Raw genomic sequence first — 22,710 nt, forward strand, 5'->3', positions numbered from 1 at the left:
GCGCTTCCAGTAGGCGAGCGCGTGGACCTGCTCCCCGGGCGGGCCCGCGCATCGCCGCCGGAGGTCCTCCCGCGACCCAGCTGACACGAGTAACCTGCCCGGAGCAGGCACGGATCTCGCAGAGGAGCACGACATGGGCCAGGACGGCACGAGCACGACGGTCGACGCGGCGGAGGTCGCCCCGCTGCCCGCAGCGGAGAAGGTCGCGCTCACCGGCGGCCAGGACTTCTGGTGCACCCACGGCGCCCCCGGCCTGGGCCTCGAGCCGATCATGACGAGCGACGGCCCGCACGGCCTGCGCACCCAGAAGGCGGAGGCGGACCACCTGGGCCTGAACGACTCCGTGCCCGCCACGTGCTTCCCGCCCGCCGTCGGCCTCGCCGCCACCTGGAGCCGCGAGACCGCCGCCGCCGTCGCCGCGGCGATCGCCGAGGAGGCCCTCGCCGAGGGCGTCTCCGTCGTCCTCGGCCCCGGCATGAACATCAAGCGCTCGCCCCTGTGCGGCCGCAACTTCGAGTACTTCTCCGAGGACCCCCACCTCGCCGGCGAGCTCGCCGTCGCCTACGTCGACGGCATGCAGGACCGCGGCGTCGGCACCTCCGTGAAGCACTTCGCGCTGAACAACCAGGAGACGGACCGCATGCGCGTGGACGTCTCCGTCGACGAGCGCACCCTGCACGAGATCTACCTGCGCGCCTTCCGCTCCGTCGTCACCCGCGCGCAGCCCTGGACGATCATGTGCTCCTACAACTCGGTGCTGGGCACCCTCGTCTCCCAGAACCGCTTCCTGCTCACCGAGGTGCTCCGCGAGCAGTGGGGTTTCGAGGGCGCCGTCGTCTCCGACTGGGGCGCCGTCGTGGACCGCCCCGCCGCCGTCGCCGCCGGGCTGGACCTGCAGATGCCCGCGGATCCGGGCGCCGAGCAGGCCCTCGCCGCCGCCCTCGCGGAGGGTACGGTCGACGAGGCCGCCGTGGATCGCGCCGCCGGCAAGGTCGCCCGGCTCCTGCGCCAGGGCGCCGCGCACCGCGACCCCGCCGCGACCTACGACGCGGACGCCCACCACGAGGTGGCCCTCGAGGCCGCCCGCCGCGCGATCGTGCTGCTGCGCAACGAGGGTGGCCTGCTGCCTCTCGAGGGCGACGCCGCCGCGGGCCTCGCCGTCATCGGCGACTTCGCCCGGACCCCGCGCTACCAAGGCGCCGGCTCCTCCCACGTCAACGCCACCCGCGTGACCTCCGCCCTCGAGGCGCTGCGCACGGAGCTCGGCGAGGTGCCCTTCGCCCGCGGCTTCTCCGCCGGGGCCGACGAGGCCGCGGATCCCGACGCCCTGCGCGCCGAGGCCGTCGAGCTCGCCCGCACCGCCGGCACCGTCGTCCTCTTCCTGGGCCTCGGCGAGGACGTCGAGTCCGAGGGCTTCGACCGCGCCGACATGGAGCTGCCCGCGGAGCAGGAGCGCCTGCTCGAGGAGGTCCTCGCCGCGAACCCGCGCACCGCCGTCGTCCTCACCCACGGCTCCGCGATCCGCCTCTCCGAGACCCTCCGCTCGGCACCCGCGATCCTCGAGGCCTGGCTGCTGGGCCAGGCCGGCGGCGAGGCCACCGCGGAGGTCCTGCTGGGCCGCACGAACCCCTCGGGCCGCCTCGCCGAGACCATCCCGCTGCGCCTCGCGGACGTCCCCTCCACCCCGTACTTCCCGGGCGAGCACGGCCGCGTCACCTACGGCGAGGGCCTCTTCGTGGGCTACCGCGGCTTCGACCAGCGCGGCACCGAGGTCGCCTTCCCCTTCGGCCACGGCCTGAGCTACACGACCTTCTCCCACGAGGGCCTCGAGGTCGCCGAGCAGGATGGAGGCCTCGTGGTCACCGTGCAGGTCACCAACACCGGCGAGCGGGAGGGCCGCGAGGTCGTGCAGGCCTACGTCGCCGTTCCCGGAAGCGCCATCTCCCGCGCCCCGCGCGAGCTCAAGGGCTTCGCCGAGGTCACCCTCGCCCCCGGCGCCTCCGCCGCCGTGCGCATCGACATCCCCGAGACCGAGCTGCAGTACTGGGACGCGCGCGCCGGGCAGTGGGCTGTCGAGGCCGGCACCTACCGCGTCGAGGTGGGCGCCTCGAGCCGGGACCTGCCCCTCTCCGCCGAGGTCGCGCTCGAGGGGACCGAGCCGCGGATCCCCGCGACCTTCTCCACCACCCCGCTCGAGCTCTCCGCGATCCCCGGCGGCACCGAGGCCCTCCAGGAGCTCGTGGGCGACAGCCCGCTCTTCCAGGACCCGGAGATGGTGAAGATGTTCGAGCAGATCCCGGTGGGCCGCCTCACCGGCTTCGCGGGGCTCGCCCCGGAGCAGATCCAGGAGTTCCTGGACCGCGTCAACGCGGGCGACGGCCGGTCGTGACCGACGGGCAGTGGCCGGGCGCCCCGGAGCGCGGCCGGCGCGTGACCAGCGCGGACGTCGCCCAGCACGCCGGGGTCTCGCGGGCGACGGTGAGCTACGTGCTCAACGACCGGCCCGACCGGCCCCTGCCCGAGGCCACGCGCCGCAAGGTGCTCGACGCCGCCCGGGCGCTCGGCTACGTGCCGAACCCGAGCGCCCGGGCCCTGCGCGGCAAGCTCCCGCCCGTGATCCTCGCGCTTTCCCCCGCGCTGCCGCACGGGCGGAACCTCGCCGTCCTGACGGACACGCTGACCGCCCTCGCCCGCGAGCACGGCTACTCGCTGGTGTCGCTGCGCGCGGGGGACGCGGGCGCGCTCGAGGCGGCGCTCCAGCACCTCCAGCCGCAGCTCGTGCTCGCCCTCGCCGTGCTCACCGCCCCCGAGCGGACCGTGCTCGACGCGGCCCGCACGCCCACCACGCCGGACACCGGTGCGTGCCCCGGAGGTGAGGACGGCGACCCCGTCGCGCACCTCCAGGTGCGGCACCTCCGCACGGCCGGGCACGCGCACCTCGCCCACCTCGGCGCGGAGGACCCGGAGCTCGCCGAGCTCGACGCGCAGCGCCGCACCGGCATCGAGCGCGCGTGCGCGGCGGCGGCCCTGCCCGCGCCCCGGAGCGCACGGATCGCCGCCGCGGCGCCGCTGTCGGACCTGCGCGCCCTGCTGCGCGAGTGGCGCGCCGCGGAGCCGCCTGTCACGGCCGTGGCCTGCTACAACGACCTCTGGGCCGCCGCGCTTCTGCACGCCGCCCGGGAGGAGGGCGTGGCCGTGCCCGGGGAGATCGCGGTGATCGGGATCGACGACGAGCCGATGGCCGCGCACCTCGACCCGCCGCTCACCACGATCGACCACGACCCCGCCGGCCTCGCCCGTGCGGTGTTCGCCGAGGGGCTCGCGATGATCGAACCGTCCGCGCTGCGGGGGAGCGCCGTGCTCGACGGCGCCGCCCCGCGCTTCCGGGTCGTCGAGCGCGGGAGCGTCTGAGAGGCCGCCCTCAGGAGGCGGCGGTCAGCTGCGTGGACTCGCGCAGCAGCACCTCGCCGCTCACGTGGACCTCCGCCGCGGCGGGTGCCTCCTGCCCCGCGTCGCCGCGCGCGAGGACCCAGTCCACGGCCGTGCGGGCCATGTCGTCCAGCGGCAGCGCGATCGTCGAGAGGGTGGGGGCGACGTCGGCCGCGTCGGGCACGCCGCCGAACCCGGCGACGGCCACCTGACCGGGGACGTCGAGCCCGCGGCGGCGCAGCTCGCCGAGCGCGCCGAGGGCCATGACGTCCGCCGGGGCGAAGAGGCACAGCGGCAGCGGGTCCGACGGGGCCGACGAGGACGACGGCGCCGCGGCGAGATGGTCCGCGACCCGGGCGGCGGCGTCGTGCCCGCCGCTGCGGGTGAGCTCGGCGCGCAGGGTGAGCTCCGGCTCGATGCCCGCGCGGGTCAGGCCGCGCACGAAGCCGCCGGTGCGGTCCCCGGCGGAGGGGATCCCCGCGATGCCCTCGACGACCGCGAAGCGACGGTGGCCCTCGACGACGAGCGAGGTCGCGAGCTCCTCCGCGGCCTCCGCGTTGTCCGGGACGATCGTGCGGCCCACGCCGAGGGACTGGCCGAGGCCCACGACGGTGCCGCCGTTGCGGCTGAAGCCCTCGAGCAGGGTCGAGATCGCGGCGTCCGCGTCGCCGCCGTAGCGGTGCGAACCCACGAGCACGAGGGCGTCGACCTGCTGGGCGATGAGCGAGCGCAGCGCCCGCACCTCGGTCTCGTGGTCGCGGTCGGTCTGCGTGAGCAGCACCTGCGAGTCCGAGGCGAAGATCTGCTGCTGCACGGCGCGTGCGATCGCGGCGAAGTAGGGGTCCGCGATGTCGTGGACGACGAGGCCGATGAGCCCCGAGCGGGAGCGGGCGAGGGCCTGCGCCTGGGCGTTCGGCACGTAGCCGAGCTTCGCGGCGGAGGCCTTCACCTTCTCGGCGACGTCCTTGCCGGGCACCCGGGAGGAGCCGTTGAGCACGCGGGAGGCGGTCGCGAGGGAGACGCCCGCATCCGCGGCGACGTCGCTGAGCCGGATCGCCGGCATGGGAGCTCCTCGGGGGTCGGGGACAGGCGCGGGTCGCGGGACGGCAACCGCTGTCCCGGGAGCCTCAGGATACGGCGAGCAGCTCGCGCAGGGTCCCCGCCTCGCGAGCCAGCAGCGCCGGATCGTCCCCGGGCACGAACTCGAGCAGCGCGTCGTGGTCCCCGCCGTGCGCGGCGAGCGTGGCGAAGGCCTCGCGCCACAGGTCCGACCGCGCGGACAGCGCGAGCCGCTGCGCGCCCGGCCACCAGGAGAAGACGTGGATGCTCGAGGTGCGGGGGAGCACCGCGCGCAGCGTCGCGAGCGCCTCCTCGCGCGGCATGTCCTGGTGGGGCTGCCAGTAGGTGGTGAGCGCGGGGTGGGCGACCTCCTCCAGCAGGCGCAGGGTCGAGCCGACCTCGTCGGTGAGCGTCCCGCCGTGGAACTCGAGGCCCAGGCCGATGCCCTGCGCGGCGGCGAGCTCGCAGGCCCGGCGCAGGTTCCGCGCCACGTCCGCGCGGGCGTCCGGGGTGGCGTCGGCGGAGCCCGCCGTCCCGGCCCACACCCGCACCCGCGAGGCGCCGAGGGCGGCGGCGGCGTCGAGCACCGCCCGGGTCTCCTGCTCGGCGGCCGCGGCGGGGCCCTCGCAGCGCAGGTAGGAGCCGTAGGAGGCGACCGCGAGGCCCGCCCCCTCCGTGAGGGCGCGCACCTGCGCGGCGTGCTCCGCGTCCCCGGGCGGGACGTGCACGTCACCGCCCCATTCGATCGCCTCGAGGCCCGCCGCGGCGGCGAGCTCGACGACGGCGGGGGGCTCGAGTGCGCGCAGCGTCACCGAGCACAGGCCGGGGCGGATCATCGGGCCTCGTCGCGCTGCGCCTGCTCGGCGCGCCAGACCTTCTCCTTGGCGACGTACTCGTTGTCCTCGGAGACGAGCGAGGCGATCTCCTCGTCGCCGTGGATGCGGCGCACCTCGAGCTTCATGCCCTTCCCGAGCGGGCAGCGGCTCGCCCACTGCAGCGCCTCGTCGCGCGAGGCGACCGTGAGGATCCAGAAGCCGTTGAAGAGCGCCTCGGTGGGACCGTAGGGCGCGGTGGAGACGGCCGGCGGGTCCTGGTCGAAGTCCAGGACGAAGTTCTCCGGGGCGGCGGCGTCGGTGAGGCCCTCGCCGGCGGTGAGCACGCCCGCGTCGTGGAGCGCCTCGTTGAAGGCGCCCATCGCGTTGACGACCTCCTCGAAGTCGACCTCCTGGGAGGCGGCGAGGGCGGCATCGGTCGCGCGCATGATCAGCATGTACTTCATGGGGATCTCCTCCTGGAGCGGGCCCCGGGACGGCCCCGGGCGCGGGACCCCGCGGGTCCCGCGCCCAGCGTAGGCGGTGCGCCCGTCGCCGTCAGCGGATCAGCGCCCCAGCAGCGAGCCCATCGGCACGAAGTCAGCGAACTCGTCGTCCAGGCCCACCGCGACGGTGCGCGCGGGGGCGGCGGGGCCCGCGGGGGTCCCGGCGGCGTCGGCCGCGTCACCGCCGTCGGCCCCGGAGGTCCCCGCGACCAGCAGCAGCAGCTCCCGGGCGGCGCGGCGGATCCGCGCGGCGAGCGGCTGCTCGTCGCCCTGGCCCTCGGTGTCCGCGCCGAAGTCCGCGGAGGCCGCGAACACGGCCGTCGGCGCGAGCTCCGCCTTGAGGGAGGCGAACATCGGGCGCAGGGCGTAGTCGATCGCGAGGGAGTGGCGGGCGGTGCCGGCGGTCGCGCCGAGCAGCACGGGCCGGCCGTTCCAGATCTCCTTGTCGACGGCGTCGACGAACATCTTGAACAGGCCCGACGGGCCGATGTTGAACACCGGGGTCACGGCGATGACGGCGTCCGCCCGGCGCACCGCGTCGATCACCGGGGACAGCCGCTTCCCGGGGAAGCGGGTGAGCATCAGGTCGGTGATCTCGTGGGCGTGCTCGCGCAGCTCCACGACGACGGTGGAGACGGGGCGATGGCCGGCCTCCGCGGTGACGGCGCGGGTGAGCTCGTCCGCGAGCATGCGGGTCGAGCTGGGCGTGGAGAGCCCGGCGGAGAGCACCACGAGCCGCAGCGGCTCGACGGTGGAGTCAGGAGCGGTGCTGGTCGGGGTGGTCATCGACGTCCCTCCTTCGCGTCCTCGGCGCGCAGGCCGGTCCAGTTGTCGCCGGTCTCGAACTTGTAGGTCGCGTCGAACGCACCGCGCTCGGCCTCCGCCGCCGCGACGAGCGAGGCGTGGGTGGGGGCGTCGGGCACGGTCGCGGGGCGGCGGGCGTCGAGCTCCTTGCGCAGCACGGGCACCACCTCGGTGCCCAGCAGCTCGATCTGCTCGAGGACGGTCTTCCGCGGCAGGCCCGCGTGGTCGAGCAGGAACAGCTGGCGCTGGTAGTCGCCCACGTGGTCCGCCATGGTCAGGTAGCGCTCGATCACCTGCTCCGGGGAGCCGACGACGAGCGGGGTCTGCCGCGTGAAGTCCTCCATCGAGGGGCCGCCGCCGTAGACGGGGGCGTTGTCGAAGTAGGGGCGGAACTCGGTGATCGCGTCCTGCGAGTTCTTCCGCATGAACGCCTGGCCGCCGAGGCCCACGATCGCCTGGTCGGCGGTGCCGTGGCCGTAGTGCTCGAAGCGCTCGCGGTAGAGCTGGACCATCTGCTTCGTGTGGGTGATGGGCCAGAAGATGTTGTTGTGGAAGAAGCCGTCGCCGTAGTACGCGGCCTGCTCGGCGATCTGCGGGGAGCGGATCGAGCCGTGCCACACGAAGGGGGCGACGCCGTCGAGCGGGCGCGGTGTCGAGGTGAACTGCTGCAGCGGGGTGCGGAACTGACCCTCCCAGTTCACGACGTCCTCGCGCCACAGGCGGTGCAGCAGCTCGTAGTTCTCCACGGCGAGCTCGATGCCCTTGCGGATGTCCTGGCCGAACCAGGGGTAGACCGGGCCGGTGTTGCCGCGGCCCATGACGAGGTCCACGCGCCCGTCCGTGAGGTGCTGGAGCATCGCGTAGTCCTCGGCGATCTTCACCGGGTCGTTGGTGGTGATCAGCGTGGTCGCGGTGGAGAGGATGATCTCGCGGGTCTTCGCGCCGATGTACGCGAGCGTCGTGGTGGGGGAGGAGGTCACGAAGGGCGGGTTGTGGTGCTCGCCGAGGGCGAAGACGTCCAGGCCCACCTGCTCGGCGAGGGTCGCCTCCTCGACCATGAGCGCGAGCCGCTCGTGCTCGGTGGGGACGCGCCCGGTGGTGGGGTCCGGGGTGATGTCGGCGATGGTGAAGATTCCGAACTGCATGATGCGCTCCTGACGACTCGTCGTGTGCCGTCGGCGGGAGGGCCGTGCCGCGGTGCCGCGGGTCTGCGGTGCCGTGGGCGGCGCCCCTCCGACTGATAGTTCGAAATTAAACTACTTTGAGGGTGTGCGCAAGCCCCTGTGGCGCCGGTCGCCCGCAGGGGTGCCCGGGACCTCGCGGACGAGGCCGGGGCACCCCTGCGGATCGAGCTCAGGCGACCTCGTCGAGCGGGGCCTTCCAGGCGTTGCACGCGGCCAGGTCGCCGTCGGCCTCGAGGCCCTTCTTGATCCAGCGGGCGTGGGTCTCCGCGGTGACCGCGGGGCCGTCCTGCCAGGTCTTCGGGTCGGAGAGGATGCCGCGCACCGTCTCGCTGGGCTGCGCGGCGGTCGGGACGCGCATCGACATCAGGCTCGCCACGCAGATGTTCTGCGAGGCGTAGCGGCGCTTCGCCTCCGCCTGGCGGTCGGGATCGTCCTCGAGGCCCTGGGACATCTGGCTGTAGTAGATGCCGATCGTGCTGTCCCACCAGCCCGCGTTCACGTAGCTGTAGGAGAGGTCCCACAGGTAGGCGGTGGAGAGCTCCGCCTCGTCACCCACCGCGCCCGAGGCGCCCATCTCGTGGGCGATGCCGGAGCCGGAGGGCCAGTAGATCGTCCCGTCGATGTTGCACACGCGCGGGGTCTCCGCGTCGAAGGTGTCCGGCTCGCAAACGGCGCTCGAGGGGACGTCCGGGTGCTTGTAGACCACGAGCGAGCGGTTCGACCACGGGAGCTCGCGGTCCGAGCTCGCCGTGGACCACACCGAGCTCAGGCAGCCGCCCGCGGCGTCGAGCGTGGCCTGCAGCTGCTCGTCGGAGGGCTCCTTCGGCGTGCCCGGCAGCTCACAGCTGCCGATCGTGCTCACGGTGCCGGAGGTCATCGGGTTGTCCTCGAGGATCGACCAGATCTCGTCCGGGGTCTTGAGCGACTCGCCGTAGGGATCGGCCGGCTCGAAGGCGGCGCCCTCGGAGGATCCGGAGACCGTGGGGGCCTCCGTCGTCGCCTCCGTGGTGGGCTCCTCCGTGGGGCTCCCGGAGGTGGTCGGAGCGGCCGTGGGATCGTCGCCCCCGCCGCTGCGGTTCAGCAGCACGGTCGCGGTGATGATGCCGATCCCGAGGAACAGCGCGAGCACGCAGCCGATCGCCACGAGGATCAGCGGCCACTTCTTGCGCGGCGGCGTGGGCGGCTGCGGCGCACCGTAGGCGGGGGAGCCGCCGTACGGGCCGCCCTGCGGCGCCCCGCCCGGGGACGGCTGCCCCCATGTCGGTGGCTGCTGCGGGGACGGCTGCTGCGGCGCGGGACCCCACCCGCCCTGCTGGCCGGGCTGCTGGCCCGGCTGCTGGGACCAGCCCTGCTGGCCCTGCGGGTTCTGGCCCCAGCCCTGCTGCGACGATCCGTCCTGAGAGGACGGCCCTTGGCCGCCCCAGCCCGACTGCGACATCCTTGCCCCCGTGATTCGTCGATTCCGGCGTTCGCGGAAGGATATCCGGGCCTGTCGCGCAGGTCACCGTCGCCGCGCAGATGGAGACCGGATGGTGACCCGGGGACGTGGTGCCCCCCGCGGGCGATGGTCCGATTCCGTTCCCTCGCAAGCACCGATCCGGAACGGAATCGGACCATCGCCGCGCATGTGCGCAGGCGGGGCGGACATGCAGATCGCCCCGGATCCGCAGTGCGGGTCCAGGGCGATCATTCGGCGGAGGATGGGGGATTTGAACCCCCGAGGGCTTGCACCCAACACGCGTTCCAGGCGTGCGCCATAGGCCGCTAGGCGAATCCTCCAGTGCTCGTAAGAGCAGGCATCAGCGTACCCGAAGCCCGGGGCGGGGGCGAACCGGGCGGGCGCAGGTCACATCCGCGCCGCCGTCGGCCGCCGCTCGCGCCGCCCCGCGCTCAGATCTCATACTCGATCAGCTGGTGGTAGGCGCGGTTGCGGTACACGAGCGGCTCCGCGTCGAACACCTGCGCGCGATCCGCGGCGACGAGCACCAGGTGGCTGCCGCCCGCCGGGACGCGCTGCAGCACGTGCCCGCTGATCCAGCCGGAGGTGCCGCGCAGCACGGGCTCCCCGGTGGGCAGCTGCTGCCAGTCCGCCTGGGCGAAGCGGTCCACGCCGGAGGTCGCGAACACGGTGGAGACCTGACGCTGGTCCGCCGCGAGCAGGTTGATCGTCACCGACTCCGCCCGGGAGACCGCGGGCCACGAGGAGGACGTGTCGTTGATCGAGAAGGCGAGCACCGCCGGCTGCGCGGAGACCGAGATGACGGAGGTCGCGGTGAAGCCGACGGGCACGCCGTCGTCCAGCAGGGTGACGACGGCGACGCCCGCCGGGTGACGGCGGAACAGGGCGCCGAAGCTCTCCCGGTCCAGGGCGCCGTCCAGCGACGCGGCCTCGGCGGGATGGGCGACGTCGCGGTCCGGCTCGGACGGATGGGGCGCGGTGGTCATCGGTTCTCCTCGGGTGCTCCGTGGAATCGGGTGCCGTGCGGACGCGAGATGCAGGGGTCGACACGGGACCCGTCGACAGGGGGCGTTCCGTCGACAGTAGGAGCGGCGCCGCGCCGCCGTCATGTTCGTGACGCCAGATGACCACATGCGTCCTGGGGCCCTCCGCTCAGGCGTGCACCGGACCGGTCGACGCCCGCACGTGCAGCACGGGGTCCACGACGCTCGAGGTGTCGTGGCTGCGGCCCTCGAAGCGCTCCCGCAGCATCCGTGCGGCGAGCCGCCCCATCTCGCCGCGCGGCTGGTGGACGCTCGTGAGGTGCGGGCGCACGGTGAGCGCGACCGCGGAGCCGTCGTAGCCCACGACGCTCAGGCGTCCGGGGACCTCCACCCCGAGGTCCGCCGCGCGGTGCAGCACGGAGACCGCGGCCATGTCGTTCGCGGTGAACACCGCGGTGGGGGCGTCCGCGTCGCCGCGGCGCACGGAGCGCAGCAGCGTGGTGATGCCGTCCTCCGCACGGTCCGGGCCGATCACCGTCGCCGTGCCCCTCAGCCCCCGCCGCTCCGTCTCGGCGAGGAAGCCGGTGCGGCGGCCCGCCGGTCCCGGGCGCGAGGAGAGGGTCACGTGCGCGAGGCGGCGGTGCCCGAGCTCGACGAGGTGGCGCACCGCGAGCGCCGCACCGGCCTCGTCGTGCGTGCGCACCGCGTCCGTGCCGGGCACCGCGTCCTGCATCCGCCCGATCACCGTCACGGGGACCACCTGCACGGCCCGGTCGAGGGCCGACGGCCGCAGCCACGTGGTCACCGCGACGATGCCGTCCACGCCGAGGTCCAGCAGGCGCTGCAGCTGCGCCTCGAGGTGCTCGGGGTCCCGCCGCCCGTGCGCGATGACGACACCGAGGCCCAGCGCATCGGCCTGACCCTCGATGCCCGCGATGACGTCCGTGTGGTACGGGTTCCCGAGGTCCGTGGGGAGCACGCCGATCAGCCCGCTGCCCCGCCCGCGCCGGCGATAGCCCAGGTGCCGCGCCGCCTCGAGCACCCGCAGCCGCGTCCCCCGGGAGACGCCGGGGCGGTCGTTGAGCGCCATCGACGCGGAGCCGGGGGAGACGCCCGCGGCCCGGGCGACCTGCGCGAGCGTGGGCCGGGAGGAGTGGGGACCATGGGTCATGCCCCGATCCCACACCCGCGGGAGCCCAGGTCAGAGCCGGGTCTGAAGAGTTTCAGATCTCCTGGCCGAACGGTGGGCGACGGTTCATCCGCTGTTCACGATGGGACCGCGAGGCCTCCGTAGCGTCGGGCATGCCGATCGGGGACCCGCCCCTCGGCCCCGCCCCGAGGAGCCCCGTGTCCACTACGACCCGACCCGCCGCGACCGACGCCGACCCGACGGACGCCGCCGCGCTCGCCGCCGCCGATCCCGCGACCGCCCTGCCCGCGCCCCGCGCCCTGCTGCTCGACTTCGGCGGCGTGGTCGTGACGACGGCCCCGCGGGCCGGCTGGGCGCGCGAGCTCGCCGCCGAGGTGGTCCGGCGTGCCCAGGCGATGGGCCTCCCGGCGGAGCAGGGCGAGGTCGAGGCCTCGCTGCGGGCGGGGCGCACCGCGCTCTCGCTGTGGAAGAACGCCTCCTCCCGCCGCCCCGAGCCGCGGGAGCTCACCGCCCGCGAGATCGTCGCCGAGATGCTGCTCGCGGATCTCCCCGACGCGCTCCGCCACGGACTCGCCCTCGAGGCGGGGGAGCTGCTCGAGGCCATGGCGCCGATCGTCGCGGACCACCACGTGCGCCCCGGCATCCCCGCCCTGCTCGAGGCCGCGCGCGAGCACGGCGTGCGCCTCGCGATCGTCTCCAACGCCCACTCCGGCCGCGCCCACCGGGCGATCCTCGCCGAGGCCGGTCTCGCGGACGCGTTCGCGGTGCAGATCTACTCCGACGAGGTCGGCATCCGCAAGCCGCACCCGGGCATGCTCCTCCTCGCCGCCGAGGCCCTCGGCGTGCGGCCCGAGCAGGCCTGGTACGTGGGGGACACCTACGACCGCGACGTCGCGGCGGGCCGCCGCGCCGGGATCGGCGCCCTCGTCATCACGCGCGACCACCGCACCGACCACCCGCCCTTCGCCGTCACGGACCGCCCGGACCTCGAGCTCGACAGCCCCGAGGAGCTGCTCGCGCCGATGCTGCGGGCGCTGCGCGACGCGGCCGACGGCGGCTCCGCCTCCGTCGCGCCCTCCGCCTCCGCCGCCCCGTCGGCCGGCGCCCCGTCCGCCCTCGCCCCGTCGCCGGGCCGGCCCGCGCTGCTGCTCGACCACGGCGGCGTCATCACCCTCTCCACCCCCGCCCCCGACCGCTTCACCCGGATGGGGGAGCGGATCGCCGCCCTCGCCGCGCAGGTGGGCGTGCCGCTCGAGCCGTCCGAGGCGACGGCCGCCGTCGAGGCCGGCTGGGACCGCCACCGGGCCCGCAAGCACGAGCGGGACGCAGGAGGCGACGGCACCCACACCGAGATCCCCGCCGCCGAGCTCTGGGGCGACCTCGTGGGCCAGGACCTCCCCGCGGCCCTCCGCCCCGCGCTGCGGCTCGAGGCCGCGGAGCTCTCCCTCGCGCTGCACCGCGCGAAGTCCGAGCCCGCCCTGCGCCCCGGCGCCCTCGAGCTCATCACCTGGGCACGCGACCACGGGATCGTCGTCGGCATCGTCTCGAACACGATCTCCGGCCGCGGCGTGCGGGAGATCCTCGAGCGCCACGGGGTCGCCGCGATGATCGGCCCCGCCGCGTACTCGGACGAGGTCGGCGTGCGCAAGCCCGGCCGCGCGATCTTCGAGGCCGCGCTCGCCGGCCTCGAGACCCTCCCCGCCGACGTCGTCTACGTGGGGGACAAGGCCGTCAACGACGGCCGCGGCGGCACCGAGGCCGGCATCGGCGCCGTGTGCCTGCTGCGCGGCGGGAAGGACGAGGAGCCCGCCCTCGCCCGGGCCCTCGCCGTCGGCCACGCCGACCACGTCCTCGACTCCCCGGCGCAGGTGATCGACGTGCTCGCCGCGCGCCTCGCCCTCACCACCGCCACCGCCCCCTGAGCTTCCCCTCCCCGCATCCGGTCCGCCCCACCCCCGAGGAGCACCCCATGTCCACCCAGGTCCCCCCGCGTCCCGCCGAGGACGAGCGCCGCGGCGCCCTCCGCGGCACCATCGACGGCATCCGCCGCACCGAGCTGTCCACCTCGCAGAAGCTCATGATCTTCGTGCTCTCGATGTCGCTGTTCGGGCTCTCGAACATCATCCTCGAGATCATCCCGGACCCCTCCATCGGCCCTGTCGACGTCTCCGTCTCCTACATGGTGTTCGTGCCGCTCACGGTCGCCGCCCTGTTCTCCCCGTTCTGGGCGGCGCTCGGTGCGCCGCTCGGCGAGATCGTCTTCACCGACCTGCTCATGGGCGACTTCTCCGGCCTCGCCGAGGTCGAGGGCTTCCTGCAGATGTTCCTCGCCGTGTTCATCGCCGGCTCCCTCGTGCGCAACCCCCGCTCCCGCGTGCAGATCGCGATCGCCTCGGTCGTGCTGGTGCTCGTGGACAAGGTGCTCTCCGCCGTCGTGGACCTCTCCAAGGTGTGGATCGGCGTCGAGGACGCCGAGCTCGTCGAGGGCCTGCCGCAGTCGATGCTCGCCCTCGAGACGATCGGCCTCGGCGTGGACGTGATCATGAGCGGCGTGCTGCTCGGCGCGATCCCCGCCATGTGGCTGATCCCCGCCCTGCACGGGAAGATCGAGCCGCTCATGGGCATGCGCCCCCGCGTCCCCGGGGAGCCGATCCCCGGCGCCGCCCCGCGCACCCCGCTCTTCGTGGGCGGCGCGCTGCTGCTGAGCGTCGCGAGCTTCGGCTTCGCCTTCCTCGAGGCCTTCGACATCTCCGCCGGGGCCTTCGAGCCGGACTTCATCGACCGCTTCGGCAGCGGCTTCCTGCTCGTCGCCGTCGCCGCGATCGCCGTGGTGCTCACCGTCGCCGTGCTCCTGTTCCGGCTCTCGCGCCGGGCCGCCGAGACCGCCGGCTCCTGATGCGCTCGACCCCTCGCCATCGACCCCGGAGCGCCATGACCGCCCTGCCCCCGACCCTCGCCGTGCCGGCCCCCGCCGCCCCATCGGCCGACGCCGCGCCGCCCGCGATCGTCGTGAAGGACCTGTCCTTCCGGTATCCCGGCACGGACCGCGACGCCCTGCGCAACGTCGATCTCACGATCGAGCGCGGCGACTTCGTCGCGGTGGTCGGGGGCAACGGCTCCGCCAAGACCACCCTGTGCAAGACCTTCAACGGCCTCGTCCCGCACTACTGGAACGGCGACTTCGCCGGCGTCGTGCACGTGGACGGCGTGGACACCTGGGACTCCTCCGTCGCGGAGCTCTCGAGCCGCGTCGGCTACGTCTACCAGGACTTCCAGAACCAGCTCGTGCGCCCCACCGTGCGGGAGGAGGTCGCCTTCGGGCCCCTGAACTTCGGCCACGCCGACCACCGCGAGCGCACCGAGGAGGCCCTCGCGGCGCTCGGCATCGCCCACCTCGCGGACCGCTTCGTCTGGCAGCTCTCCGGCGGTCAGGCCCACCTCGTCGCGCTCGCCGCGGTGCTCGCCCTGCGCCCCGAGGTGATCGTCGTCGACGAGCCCGTCGCGGAGCTCGACCCCGCCCGCGCCCGCGAGATCTACCTGCGCCTGCGGGAGCTGAACACGCGCCACGGCATCACCGTCGTCACCATCGAGCACCACGCCGAGTTCGTCGCCGATTTCGCCCGCTCGGTGGTGCTCATGGCCGACGGCGCCCCCGTCTGGCACCTCCCCGTGCAGGAGGCGATGGACCGCCACGGCGACCTCCGCGCCCACGGCATCCCCGCCCCCGATGCGGTCGCGCTCACCGCGGCCGTCGGCGCGGAGCGGGTCGCCCTCGACGTCCCCTCCGCGGTCACCGTGCTGCGCGAGCACCTCCGGCCCGCGGCCGAGCGGAGCGGCCCGTCGGCCCCCGTCCCGGGCCCGGCTCCCGAGCCCGCCCCCGCAGAGGTTGTCGCGTCCCTGCGCGGGGTCAGCCACGGCTACCGGGGCGTGGACGGCTCCCTCTCGACCGTCCTCGACGACCTCTCCCTCGAGCTCCGCGCGGGGGAGCGGGTCGCGCTCGTGGGCACCAACGGCGCCGGCAAGTCCACGCTCATGCGCCTGCTGACCGGGCTGATCGTGCCCCGCGCCGGCACCGTCGCCGTGGACGGCATCGACACCCGCACCCGCTCCGCCTCCCTCCTCGCGGACCACGTCTCCTACCTCGACCAGCACCCCCAGCGCATGTTCCTCAAGGACACCGTGCGCGAGGACGTCGCGCTCTTCCCGCGCGGTCGCAAGGTGCCCGACGCCGAGGCGATCGTGGACCGCATCCTCACCGAGGTGGGGCTCACCGAGCTCGCCGGGCGGGACGGCCGCACCCTCTCCGGCGGGCAGCAGCGCCGCTCGACCCTCGGCATCGGCCTCGCCATGCGGCCCCGCCTGCTGCTGCTCGACGAGCCCACCTCGAGCCTCGACATCCGCTCCCGCGACGACGTCACCGCCATGCTCGCCGCGCTCGCGGAGACCGTGCGCTGCGCCGTCGTCGCGACCCACGACATGGACCTCGTCGCCGCCTGGGCGACCCGCGTGATCGTCCTGGACCAGGGGCGCGTGCTCGCCGACGCCGCCCCGCAGGCGCTGTTCGCCCGGCGCGAGATCACCGGCCGCGCTCGCCTCACCCCGCCGCAGGCCGCCCGGATCGCCCTCGAGCTGGGCCTGGACCCGCTGCCGCTCACCGCGACGGCGCTGCGCGAGCACCTGCGCACCGTCGGCCCCGACCCCACCCAGGAGCACTGATGGCCCGCACGACCCACGACGTCCTCAGCGTGGAATGGGTGCGCCTGGAGCTGCTGCGCACCGCCTACTCCACCCGCGGCGGCCTCTTCTCCCGCATGGACCCGCGCGTGGTCCTCGCCTGGTACCTGCTCATGGCGCTCGCCCCCTGGTTCACCCACTCCACCGGGGTGCTCGCCCTGCTGTTCGCGCTCGGCGCGGTCTCCGTGGCCCTCGCCCGGGTGGGCCCGCTCGTGCTGGGCCTGTTCCTCATCGGTCTGCTGGGCAACGTCGTGGGGCTGTTCGCCGCCTCGTTCCTGTTCGGCGGCGACCTGGGCACCCTCGTGGCGCTCGCGGAGCTGAACCTCAAGCTCGGCGCCGTGTCCATGGCCTCGATGGCGGCGTTCGTGTCCCTGGACCCGGAGAAGCTCTCCGACGCGCTGCTGTGGTTCCGCGCCCCGGAGCTGCTCGCCTTCGGCGTCTCCTACGGCTACCGCATGCTGCCGATCCTCGTGGACGAGTACGTGACGGTCTTCGAGGGGCAGCGCCTGCGCCACGCCCCCGTGGAGCGACCGGGCCTGCTGGGATGGCGCGTGATCCTGCAGTGGTGCACGCTCGCGGTCACCGCGTTCTACCCGATCATGCTCAACACGGCGAAGAACGTGCGCACCACGGTCGAGGCCCTCGAGACCCGCGGCTTCACCTACGCCGCCGCGAACCCTGTGGGCCGGCGCCTGCGCCTGGCCTCCCTGCGCACCGCAGGCCTCGACTGGGTGGTGCTCGTGGTGAGCGTCGTGGCGGTGCTCGCCGCCTACCGGCTCGGGGCGCTGCTGCCCCTCTGAGCCCGAGCCGGCAGGCGGGGACCGGCGCCCGGCTCCCTCAGATCTCGTACTCGAGGAGATGGTGGTACGTGCGGTTGCGGTACACCAGCGGCTCCTCGTGGGACAGCTGCGCCCTGTCTGCGGCGACGATCACGACGTGGCTGCCGCCCGCGGGGACCCGCTCCAGGATCCGGCCGCTGATCCAGCCGGCGGTGCCGTAGAGCACCGGCTCCCCGGTGGGCAGCTGGTGCCAGTCCACCTGGGCGAAGCGGTCGATGCCGGAGGTCGCGAAGACGGTCGAGAGCTGCCGCTGGTCCGCGGCGAGCAGGTTCACCGTGACCGTCGCCGAGCGGGACAGCGCGGGCCACGCGGAGGAGGTGTCGTTGATGGAGAAGGCGAGCACCGCGGGCTGCGCGGACACGGAGATCACCGAGGTGGCGGTGAACCCGATCGGGCGGATCCCGTCGGTGAGGGTGATGACGGCGACCCCCGCGGGGTGCCGGCGGAACAGGGCCGCGAAGGTCTCGCGGTCCAGGAGCCCGTCGGCGTCCGTCGGCCGACGGGCGGCGGGGGCCGTGGTCGGTGCGGTGGTGATGGTGGTGGTCTCAGGCGACATGGAGGGTCCTCCTCGATGCGGTGGTGGTGGCGGTGGAGCGCCCGGGCAGGAGCGGCAGCAGGTGCTCGCCGAGGCGCGCGACCTCCTGCAGGTACGGGGTGTCCGAGAGGATGAAGTGGGTGATCCCCCGGGAGCGGTAGGTGGTCAGGGCCGCGGCGATCTCCTGGTGCGAGCCGACGAGCCAGGTGGTCGCGGCGCCGCGGCCGCCCACCCGGGACGGGGCGGTGAAGAGGTTGTCGTCGAGCACGTCCTCGCCGGCGCCGAGGGCGTGGAGGCGGGACTGGCCCACCGACGCCTCCTGGGACAGGGCATCGGTCCCGCCGCCGTCGTGGCCGTCGACCGTCGCGGCGGCCTCCATCCCGCGCACACGGCGGCGCGCCTCCTGCCAGGCCTCCTCGGCGGTGTCGCGTGCGAGCACCGTGATCCGCAGCCCGAACTCGAGCGGGGCGTGCTCGCGGCCCACCTCCTCGCCGAGCGCCCGCAGCCGCTCGATCCGCGCGGAGATCGCGTCGTAGGGCTCGCCCCAGAACAGCTGCACGTCGGCCTGCGCGGCGGCGACCCGCTCGGCCTCGGCGGAGGCCCCGCCGAAGTACAGGGTCGGGTGGGTGCGCTCGCCGCGGACGACGGGCCGCCGCGACAGCCGCGCCCCGTCCAGGGAGTAGAAGCGGCCGTGGTGGGTGACGGACGGCTCGGTCCACAGGCGGCGCAGCACCTGCAGGAACTCCTCGGTGCGGGCGTAGCGGTCCGCCCGGGCGGTCACGGGGTCGCCGTACTCGGCGACGGAGTCCGTGCCGGAGACGATGTTCAGCAGCGCCCGCCCCTCGGAGAGATGGTCGAGCGTCGCGGCCGACGCCGCGAGGTGCGCGGGGTCCCAGTAGCCGGGGCGCACGGCGGCGAGCGGGCGGAACGTCCGGGTGCGGGCCGCGAGGGCGGTCGCCACCGTGAGCGTGTCGGGACGGTGCCAGCCGGTGCCGATCAGGGCGCCGCCGAACCCCGCCCGCTCCACGGCGAGGGCGTGCTCCGTGAGGGTGTCGAGGCTGTCGTGGTCCTCGCGCACCTCGTCCCCGCGGTGGCCCGGGTCGATCTGGTTGGGCACGTACCAGAGGTAGGTCTCCTCGGACATCGCCGTCACCGCGTCCCGGCCTCGGCGAGCGGGCGTCCGAACCCAGGTGCGGCGGGCGCGGCGGACGGGGCGGCGCGGCGCTCGGGCTCCGCGGGCAGTCCCAGGCCGTAATGCCCGCGCAGGGTGGTGGCCTCGTACTCGGTGCGGAACAGGCCACGCTCCCGCAGGATCGGCACCACCTGGTCCACGAACTCGGTCAGGCCCGAGGGGAGCACGGCGGGCATGATGTTGAAGCCGTCGGCCGCGCCGGCCTCGAACCAGGACTGCAGGGCGTCCGCGATCTGCTCCGGGGTGCCGGCGAGGGTGCGGTGGCCACGGCCGCCGGCGAGGCGGCCGATCAGCTCGCGCACCGTGAGCTCCTCGCGGCGGGCGAGGTCGACGATCAGGGTGTAGCGGGACTTCGCGCCCTCGATCTGATCCTCGGTCGGCAGGTCCTCCGGGAGACGGTCGTCCAGGCCGAGCGACCCCTCGGGCAGGCGCAGGGTGCGGGTGAGCTGCGTGAGGGCGTAGCGGGGGTGGACCAGGTCGTCGAGCTCCCGCTCCTTCTCCCGCGCCTCCGCCTCGGTCGCGCCGATCACCGGCACCAGCCCCGGCAGGATCTTCACCCCCTCGGGGTCCCGCCCGTGGGCGACCGCCCGGCGGCGCACATCGGCGGCGAAGTCGACGGCGTCCTCGAGCCGCTGGTGGGCGGTGAACACCGCCTCGGCGGTGCGGGCGGCGAGGTCGCGGCCCGCCTCGGAGGAGCCGGCCTGCACGAGCACCGGATGCACCTGCGGGCTGCGCTGCACGTTCAGCGGGCCCGCGACCCGGTAGTAGGTCCCGACGTGGTCCGTGGCGTGCACCTTCGCGGCGTCGCCCCAGACGGCGGCCTCCTGGTCCGCGAGCACGGCGTCGGCCTCCCAGCCGGACCAGAGCGAGCGCACCACGTCGAGGAACTCCTCGGCGCGCCGGTAGCGGTCCTCGTGCGCGGGCAGCTCCTCGAGACCGAAGTTGCGCGCCGCGTCGAGGGTCGCGGTGGTGACGATGTTCCACCCCACCCGGCCGTGGCTGATGTGGTCGAGGGAGGCGAAGCGCCGGGCGAGGTTGTAGGGGCTGTTGTAGCTGGTCGAGGCGGTGGCGATGAGCCCGATCCGCTCGGTCGCGACGGCGATCGCGCTGAGCAGGGTGAGCGGCTCGAGACCGCCGGAGGGCCGGCGCCCCACCTCCCCGCCGAGCACCGGGGAGTCGGCGAAGAAGATCGCGTCGAAGGTGCCGCGCTCGGCGGTGCGGGCGAGGTCGATGAAGTGGTCCACGTCGGTTCCGGCGCGGGGATCCGCCCCCGGGAGCCGCCAGGCGGCCTCGTGGTGGCCGCCGGTCATGAGGAAGGCGTTGAGGTGGAGCCGGCGGGGTGAACCGGTCGAACGGGGTCGGCGGGGTGAGGCGGTCATGACGAGGTCCTTCCGGAGAGGGAGGCGGGGGAGGTGACGGGGGCGCCGATGCCGAGGGCGGCGAGCAGCCTCGCCCGGTACCGGGACACGTCGGGATGCTCCGCGGTGCGCTCGGCGGGCAGGTCGATCCGCAGGTCCAGCGAGAACGCGCCGTCCTCGATGACGAGCACCCGGTCGGCGAGCAGCACGGCCTCGTCGACGTCGTGGGTGACCAGCAGCACGGCCGGTCCGTGGGTACGCAGCAGGGCGCGCAGGAGCGCGTGCATCCGGATCCGGGTGAGCGCGTCGAGGGCCCCGAAGGGCTCGTCGGCCAGCAGCAGCTGCGGCTCGCCCACGAGGGAGCGGGCGAGGGCCGCGCGCTGCTGCTCGCCGCCGGAGAGCTCATGGGGCCAGGCGCGCTCGCGGCCGGCGAGCCCCACCTCCGCGAGCATCGCCCGGCCGCGCTCCCGGGCGGCGGCGCCGGACTGGCCCAGCACCACGTTGTCCAGCAGCCGCAGCCACGGCAGCAGCCGGGAGTCCTGGAACACGAGGGAGACCCGCTCGGGGACGAGCACCTCCCCGGAGCCGTCGACGGTGTCGTCGAGCCCGGCGACGGCGCGCAGCAGGGTCGACTTCCCCGAGCCGCTGCGCCCGATCAGCGCGACGAACTCGCCGCGGCCGATCTCGAGGTTCACGCCGTCGAGCACGTGGCGCTCGCCGAAGGAGCGGCGCAGGGCGGTGGTGCGCAGCACGGCGGGGGGCGCGGTCAGCTCGCGAGGGTGCGTCGCCATGAGAGGACCCTCCTCTCGAGCAGACGCACCAGGGCGTCGGAGGTGAAGCCGAAGATCCCGTAGACCACGAGCCCCACGAGGATGATGTCGGACTGCGCGTACAGCTGGGCCTGCGACATCATGTAGCCGATCCCGGAGGTGGCGTTGATGGTCTCGACGACGATCAGCGCCATCCAGGAGCCGACGACCGCGAGGCGGAAGCCCACGAAGAAGCCGGGCAGCGCACCGGGCAGCAGCACCGAGCGCACGTACTGCCAGCGGGTCAGGCCCAACGACTCCGCGAGCTCGATGTGCTTGGTGTCGATGCCGGTCAGGGCGCTGTAGGTGTTGATGTAGATCGGGATGAGCACGCCCAGCGCGACGATCGTCACCTTGAACTCCTCGCCGATGCCGAGCCAGAGGATCAGCAGCGGGATCAGGGCGAGGTTCGGGATGGCGCGCTTGACCTGCAGGGTGCCGTCCACGAGGGACTCGCCGACGCGGGTCAGGCCCGCGACGACGGCGAGCACCACGCCCGCGACGGTGCCCAGCGCGAGCCCCAGCACCGCCCGGCCCAGGGAGGCGCCGACGTGGGTGGCGAGGGTGCCGTCCTGCAGCAGCCCCCAGCCGCTGACCGCGACGACGTCGGGCCCCGTGAGCAGGCGCGGGTCGAGCAGCCCGGCGCTCGCGGCGACCTGCCACACGAGCAGCACGAGCAGCGGGCCGGCGAGCCGCGCGCCGGGGAACAGGCGGCCGCGGCCGAGCCGTCGCCGGCGGGACTGCGGGGAGATGCGCGGGGCCTCGAGCGCCGCGGGGGCGGAGGCCTCCGCCACCCGGTCGGGGCCCGCGACCGCCGGCGCGGCGGCGCGCCCGCGGGCGAGGGCGGGGATCAGCGTGCCGGTCATGACGCGTCCTCCACGTAGTCGGCGCCGACGGCCTGGACCGCGACGTCCTCGAAGCGACGATCGAAGAGGTCCTCCGCGTCGAAGTCACCCGTGATGAACCCGCCGTCGATCAGCAGCTGCTGGGAGGAGCGGGCCCACTCCACGGCGATATCCCAGCTGCGCGGGAAGCGCGGGGCGCCGATCCGGGACCAGATCCGCTCGGCGTCCTCGGCGGTCACGCCCTCGGTGTCGACGTAGTAGAACTGCTTCCAGTCCTCCGCGTGCTCCCAGGCCCACACCTGGCTCTGCGCCCAGACCCGTACGTAGTCGCGGATCGCGAGCACGTTCGCCTCGTCGGCGAGCACGGTGGTGGGCGCCCACAGAACGGTGAGGAGATCGGGGACCTCGGAGGGCAGCGCGATCGCGCCGTCGGCCCCGTACTGGTCGATGTACTTGGTGACCTGGGGCTCGCTGAGCGGGGCCACGTCCACCTGCCCGCCCTGGAGGGCGGTGAGGAACTGCGTGCTCGGGAGGTCCACGAGCTCCACGTCGGCGTAGGCGATCCCGGCCTCCTGCAGGGTGCGCAGCACGGTGTCGCCCTGGGACTGGCCCTGGGAGAAGGCGATGCGCCTCCCGGTGAAGTCGGCGACCTCGGCGATGCCGCTGCCGGTGGCGGTGGCGAACACGTAGGAGGGGTCTGGCCGCTCGAGCACGGCGACGATCTGGGCCTCGAAGCCGATCTCGCGCGCCGTGATCGGCGGGATGATCGCGTTGGAGGCGAGGTCGAGGGACTGGGCGCGGAACGCCTGGATGACGTCCGGGCCGGCCCCCCCCGTTGACCCACTCGCCGATCGTGAAGGCGGGGCCATCGATCGCATCCCCGGCGGCCTCGAGCTGCAGCTGGGTGGTGCGGCCGGCGATGCGCAGCACGGTGTCGGCCGACGGTGCGCCGGTGGGGATCGGCGCGGAGGTGGAGTACCCGGCGGCGTCCGAGCTGGAGGAGGCACAGCCG

The 22,710-nt window shown here is 74.5% G+C and carries 20 protein-coding genes and 1 tRNA gene; 6 read left to right on the forward strand and 15 right to left on the reverse strand.

The window, feature by feature from the left end; translation table 11 throughout:
- Window positions 1-133: 133 nt before the first annotated feature.
- Both C1N80_RS04395 and C1N80_RS04400 read left to right on the forward strand, forming a co-directional pair.
- Window positions 134-2,389 (forward strand): glycoside hydrolase family 3 C-terminal domain-containing protein, encoded by a 2,256-nt coding sequence (locus C1N80_RS04395; protein WP_137769665.1) that lies wholly within the window; start codon window positions 134-136, stop codon window positions 2,387-2,389.
- Complete coding sequence (locus C1N80_RS04400) at window positions 2,386-3,411, forward strand: LacI family DNA-binding transcriptional regulator (RefSeq protein WP_137769666.1); 1,026 nt, start codon at window positions 2,386-2,388, stop codon at window positions 3,409-3,411. Before C1N80_RS04395 ends, C1N80_RS04400 begins: the two co-directional genes overlap by 4 nt.
- Before the next feature lie 10 nt (window positions 3,412-3,421).
- Here C1N80_RS04400 and C1N80_RS04405 read toward each other — a convergent pair whose 3' ends face one another.
- From C1N80_RS04405 to C1N80_RS04445, 9 genes are all read right to left on the reverse strand, one after another.
- Window positions 3,422-4,492, reverse strand: coding sequence for a LacI family DNA-binding transcriptional regulator (locus tag C1N80_RS04405; RefSeq protein WP_137769667.1), 1,071 nt, complete (start codon window positions 4,490-4,492; stop codon window positions 3,422-3,424).
- 64 nt (window positions 4,493-4,556) lie between these two features.
- Entirely contained in the window at window positions 4,557-5,324 is a 768-nt protein-coding gene (locus tag C1N80_RS04410) for a sugar phosphate isomerase/epimerase (protein WP_137769668.1), read from the reverse strand.
- Window positions 5,321-5,767, reverse strand: coding sequence for a YciI family protein (locus C1N80_RS04415; protein ID WP_137769669.1), 447 nt, complete (start codon window positions 5,765-5,767; stop codon window positions 5,321-5,323). The genes C1N80_RS04410 and C1N80_RS04415 overlap by 4 nt, the downstream gene beginning before the upstream one ends.
- A gap of 99 nt (window positions 5,768-5,866) precedes the next feature.
- Entirely contained in the window at window positions 5,867-6,592 is a 726-nt protein-coding gene (locus C1N80_RS04420; protein ID WP_137769670.1) for a CE1759 family FMN reductase, read from the reverse strand.
- Window positions 6,589-7,755, reverse strand: coding sequence for an LLM class flavin-dependent oxidoreductase (locus C1N80_RS04425; protein WP_137769671.1), 1,167 nt, complete (start codon window positions 7,753-7,755; stop codon window positions 6,589-6,591). The genes C1N80_RS04420 and C1N80_RS04425 overlap by 4 nt, the downstream gene beginning before the upstream one ends.
- A 208-nt stretch (window positions 7,756-7,963) precedes the next feature.
- The gene (locus tag C1N80_RS04430; protein ID WP_137769672.1) at window positions 7,964-9,232 is read right to left on the reverse strand and encodes a hypothetical protein; all 1,269 of its coding nucleotides are present in this window, start codon (window positions 9,230-9,232) and stop codon (window positions 7,964-7,966) included.
- A gap of 256 nt (window positions 9,233-9,488) precedes the next feature.
- A tRNA-Ser gene (locus tag C1N80_RS04435) sits at window positions 9,489-9,573 on the reverse strand.
- Between the two features lie 111 nt (window positions 9,574-9,684).
- Window positions 9,685-10,239 (reverse strand): flavin reductase family protein, encoded by a 555-nt coding sequence (locus tag C1N80_RS04440; RefSeq protein WP_137769673.1) that lies wholly within the window; start codon window positions 10,237-10,239, stop codon window positions 9,685-9,687.
- A gap of 166 nt (window positions 10,240-10,405) precedes the next feature.
- Window positions 10,406-11,407 carry a LacI family DNA-binding transcriptional regulator gene (locus tag C1N80_RS04445; protein ID WP_137769674.1) on the reverse strand — a complete coding sequence of 334 codons (1,002 nt, stop codon included), beginning with the start codon at window positions 11,405-11,407 and terminating at the stop codon, window positions 10,406-10,408.
- A 176-nt stretch (window positions 11,408-11,583) separates the two neighbouring features.
- On the opposite strand from C1N80_RS04445, the gene C1N80_RS04450 reads away from it, so the two are divergent.
- Genes C1N80_RS04450 through C1N80_RS04465 form a run of 4 tightly spaced genes read left to right on the forward strand, consistent with a single transcriptional unit; the run spans window position 11,584 to window position 16,920 of the window.
- A complete protein-coding gene (locus C1N80_RS04450) occupies window positions 11,584-13,308 on the forward strand; it encodes an HAD family hydrolase (protein ID WP_240811233.1) in 1,725 nt (574 codons plus the stop codon).
- Between the two features lie 47 nt (window positions 13,309-13,355).
- Complete coding sequence (locus C1N80_RS04455; protein WP_137769676.1) at window positions 13,356-14,282, forward strand: cell division protein FtsQ; 927 nt, start codon at window positions 13,356-13,358, stop codon at window positions 14,280-14,282.
- A gap of 35 nt (window positions 14,283-14,317) precedes the next feature.
- Window positions 14,318-16,102: an ABC transporter ATP-binding protein gene (locus C1N80_RS04460; protein WP_137769677.1), complete on the forward strand. Its 1,785-nt coding sequence runs from the start codon at window positions 14,318-14,320 to the stop codon at window positions 16,100-16,102.
- Window positions 16,102-16,920, forward strand: a complete 819-nt coding sequence (locus C1N80_RS04465) for an energy-coupling factor transporter transmembrane protein EcfT (RefSeq protein ID WP_137769678.1) — start codon at window positions 16,102-16,104, stop codon at window positions 16,918-16,920. Before C1N80_RS04460 ends, C1N80_RS04465 begins: the two co-directional genes overlap by 1 nt.
- Window positions 16,921-16,957: 37 nt before the next feature.
- On the opposite strand, the gene C1N80_RS04470 is transcribed toward C1N80_RS04465, so the two are convergent.
- Genes C1N80_RS04470 through C1N80_RS04495 form a run of 6 tightly spaced genes read right to left on the reverse strand, consistent with a single transcriptional unit; the run spans window position 16,958 to window position 22,567 of the window.
- On the reverse strand, window positions 16,958-17,515 hold the full coding sequence (locus tag C1N80_RS04470; protein WP_137769679.1) for a flavin reductase family protein: 558 nt from the start codon (window positions 17,513-17,515) through the stop codon (window positions 16,958-16,960).
- Window positions 17,505-18,638 (reverse strand): LLM class flavin-dependent oxidoreductase, encoded by a 1,134-nt coding sequence (locus tag C1N80_RS04475; protein ID WP_137769680.1) that lies wholly within the window; start codon window positions 18,636-18,638, stop codon window positions 17,505-17,507. The genes C1N80_RS04470 and C1N80_RS04475 overlap by 11 nt, the downstream gene beginning before the upstream one ends.
- Window positions 18,639-18,643: 5 nt before the next feature.
- Entirely contained in the window at window positions 18,644-20,065 is a 1,422-nt protein-coding gene (locus C1N80_RS04480; protein WP_137769681.1) for an LLM class flavin-dependent oxidoreductase, read from the reverse strand.
- Window positions 20,062-20,835 carry an ABC transporter ATP-binding protein gene (locus tag C1N80_RS04485; protein ID WP_137769682.1) on the reverse strand — a complete coding sequence of 258 codons (774 nt, stop codon included), beginning with the start codon at window positions 20,833-20,835 and terminating at the stop codon, window positions 20,062-20,064. Before C1N80_RS04485 ends, C1N80_RS04480 begins: the two co-directional genes overlap by 4 nt.
- Window positions 20,811-21,719 carry an ABC transporter permease gene (locus tag C1N80_RS04490; RefSeq protein ID WP_137769683.1) on the reverse strand — a complete coding sequence of 303 codons (909 nt, stop codon included), beginning with the start codon at window positions 21,717-21,719 and terminating at the stop codon, window positions 20,811-20,813. Before C1N80_RS04490 ends, C1N80_RS04485 begins: the two co-directional genes overlap by 25 nt.
- Complete coding sequence (locus tag C1N80_RS04495; RefSeq protein ID WP_205750674.1) at window positions 21,716-22,567, reverse strand: ABC transporter substrate-binding protein; 852 nt, start codon at window positions 22,565-22,567, stop codon at window positions 21,716-21,718. The genes C1N80_RS04490 and C1N80_RS04495 overlap by 4 nt, the downstream gene beginning before the upstream one ends.
- Window positions 22,568-22,710: the final 143 nt, after the last annotated feature.

This window comes from Brachybacterium sp. SGAir0954, from assembly GCF_005490785.1.
Lineage (GTDB): Bacteria > Actinomycetota > Actinomycetes > Actinomycetales > Dermabacteraceae > Brachybacterium > Brachybacterium rhamnosum.

What these genes read in the sequence shown, in the direction of transcription:
- C1N80_RS04395 (WP_137769665.1), top strand. Translation starts at nt 134, where the DNA reads ATGGGCCAGGACGGCACGAGCACGACGGTCGACGCGGCGGAGGTCGCC.
- C1N80_RS04405 (WP_137769667.1), bottom strand. Translation starts at nt 4,492, where the DNA reads ATGCCGGCGATCCGGCTCAGCGACGTCGCCGCGGATGCGGGCGTCTCC.
- C1N80_RS04410 (WP_137769668.1), bottom strand. Translation starts at nt 5,324, where the DNA reads ATGATCCGCCCCGGCCTGTGCTCGGTGACGCTGCGCGCACTCGAGCCC.
- C1N80_RS04415 (WP_137769669.1), bottom strand. Translation starts at nt 5,767, where the DNA reads ATGAAGTACATGCTGATCATGCGCGCGACCGATGCCGCCCTCGCCGCC.
- C1N80_RS04420 (WP_137769670.1), bottom strand. Translation starts at nt 6,592, where the DNA reads ATGACCACCCCGACCAGCACCGCTCCTGACTCCACCGTCGAGCCGCTG.
- C1N80_RS04425 (WP_137769671.1), bottom strand. Translation starts at nt 7,755, where the DNA reads ATGCAGTTCGGAATCTTCACCATCGCCGACATCACCCCGGACCCCACC.
- C1N80_RS04430 (WP_137769672.1), bottom strand. Translation starts at nt 9,232, where the DNA reads ATGTCGCAGTCGGGCTGGGGCGGCCAAGGGCCGTCCTCTCAGGACGGA.
- C1N80_RS04440 (WP_137769673.1), bottom strand. Translation starts at nt 10,239, where the DNA reads ATGACCACCGCGCCCCATCCGTCCGAGCCGGACCGCGACGTCGCCCAT.
- C1N80_RS04445 (WP_137769674.1), bottom strand. Translation starts at nt 11,407, where the DNA reads ATGACCCATGGTCCCCACTCCTCCCGGCCCACGCTCGCGCAGGTCGCC.
- C1N80_RS04455 (WP_137769676.1), top strand. Translation starts at nt 13,356, where the DNA reads ATGTCCACCCAGGTCCCCCCGCGTCCCGCCGAGGACGAGCGCCGCGGC.
- C1N80_RS04460 (WP_137769677.1), top strand. Translation starts at nt 14,318, where the DNA reads ATGACCGCCCTGCCCCCGACCCTCGCCGTGCCGGCCCCCGCCGCCCCA.
- C1N80_RS04465 (WP_137769678.1), top strand. Translation starts at nt 16,102, where the DNA reads ATGGCCCGCACGACCCACGACGTCCTCAGCGTGGAATGGGTGCGCCTG.
- C1N80_RS04470 (WP_137769679.1), bottom strand. Translation starts at nt 17,515, where the DNA reads ATGTCGCCTGAGACCACCACCATCACCACCGCACCGACCACGGCCCCC.
- C1N80_RS04475 (WP_137769680.1), bottom strand. Translation starts at nt 18,638, where the DNA reads ATGTCCGAGGAGACCTACCTCTGGTACGTGCCCAACCAGATCGACCCG.
- C1N80_RS04480 (WP_137769681.1), bottom strand. Translation starts at nt 20,065, where the DNA reads ATGACCGCCTCACCCCGCCGACCCCGTTCGACCGGTTCACCCCGCCGG.
- C1N80_RS04485 (WP_137769682.1), bottom strand. Translation starts at nt 20,835, where the DNA reads ATGGCGACGCACCCTCGCGAGCTGACCGCGCCCCCCGCCGTGCTGCGC.
- C1N80_RS04490 (WP_137769683.1), bottom strand. Translation starts at nt 21,719, where the DNA reads ATGACCGGCACGCTGATCCCCGCCCTCGCCCGCGGGCGCGCCGCCGCG.
- C1N80_RS04495 (WP_205750674.1), bottom strand. Translation starts at nt 22,567, where the DNA reads ATGGCCCCGCCTTCACGATCGGCGAGTGGGTCAACGGGGGGGGCCGGC.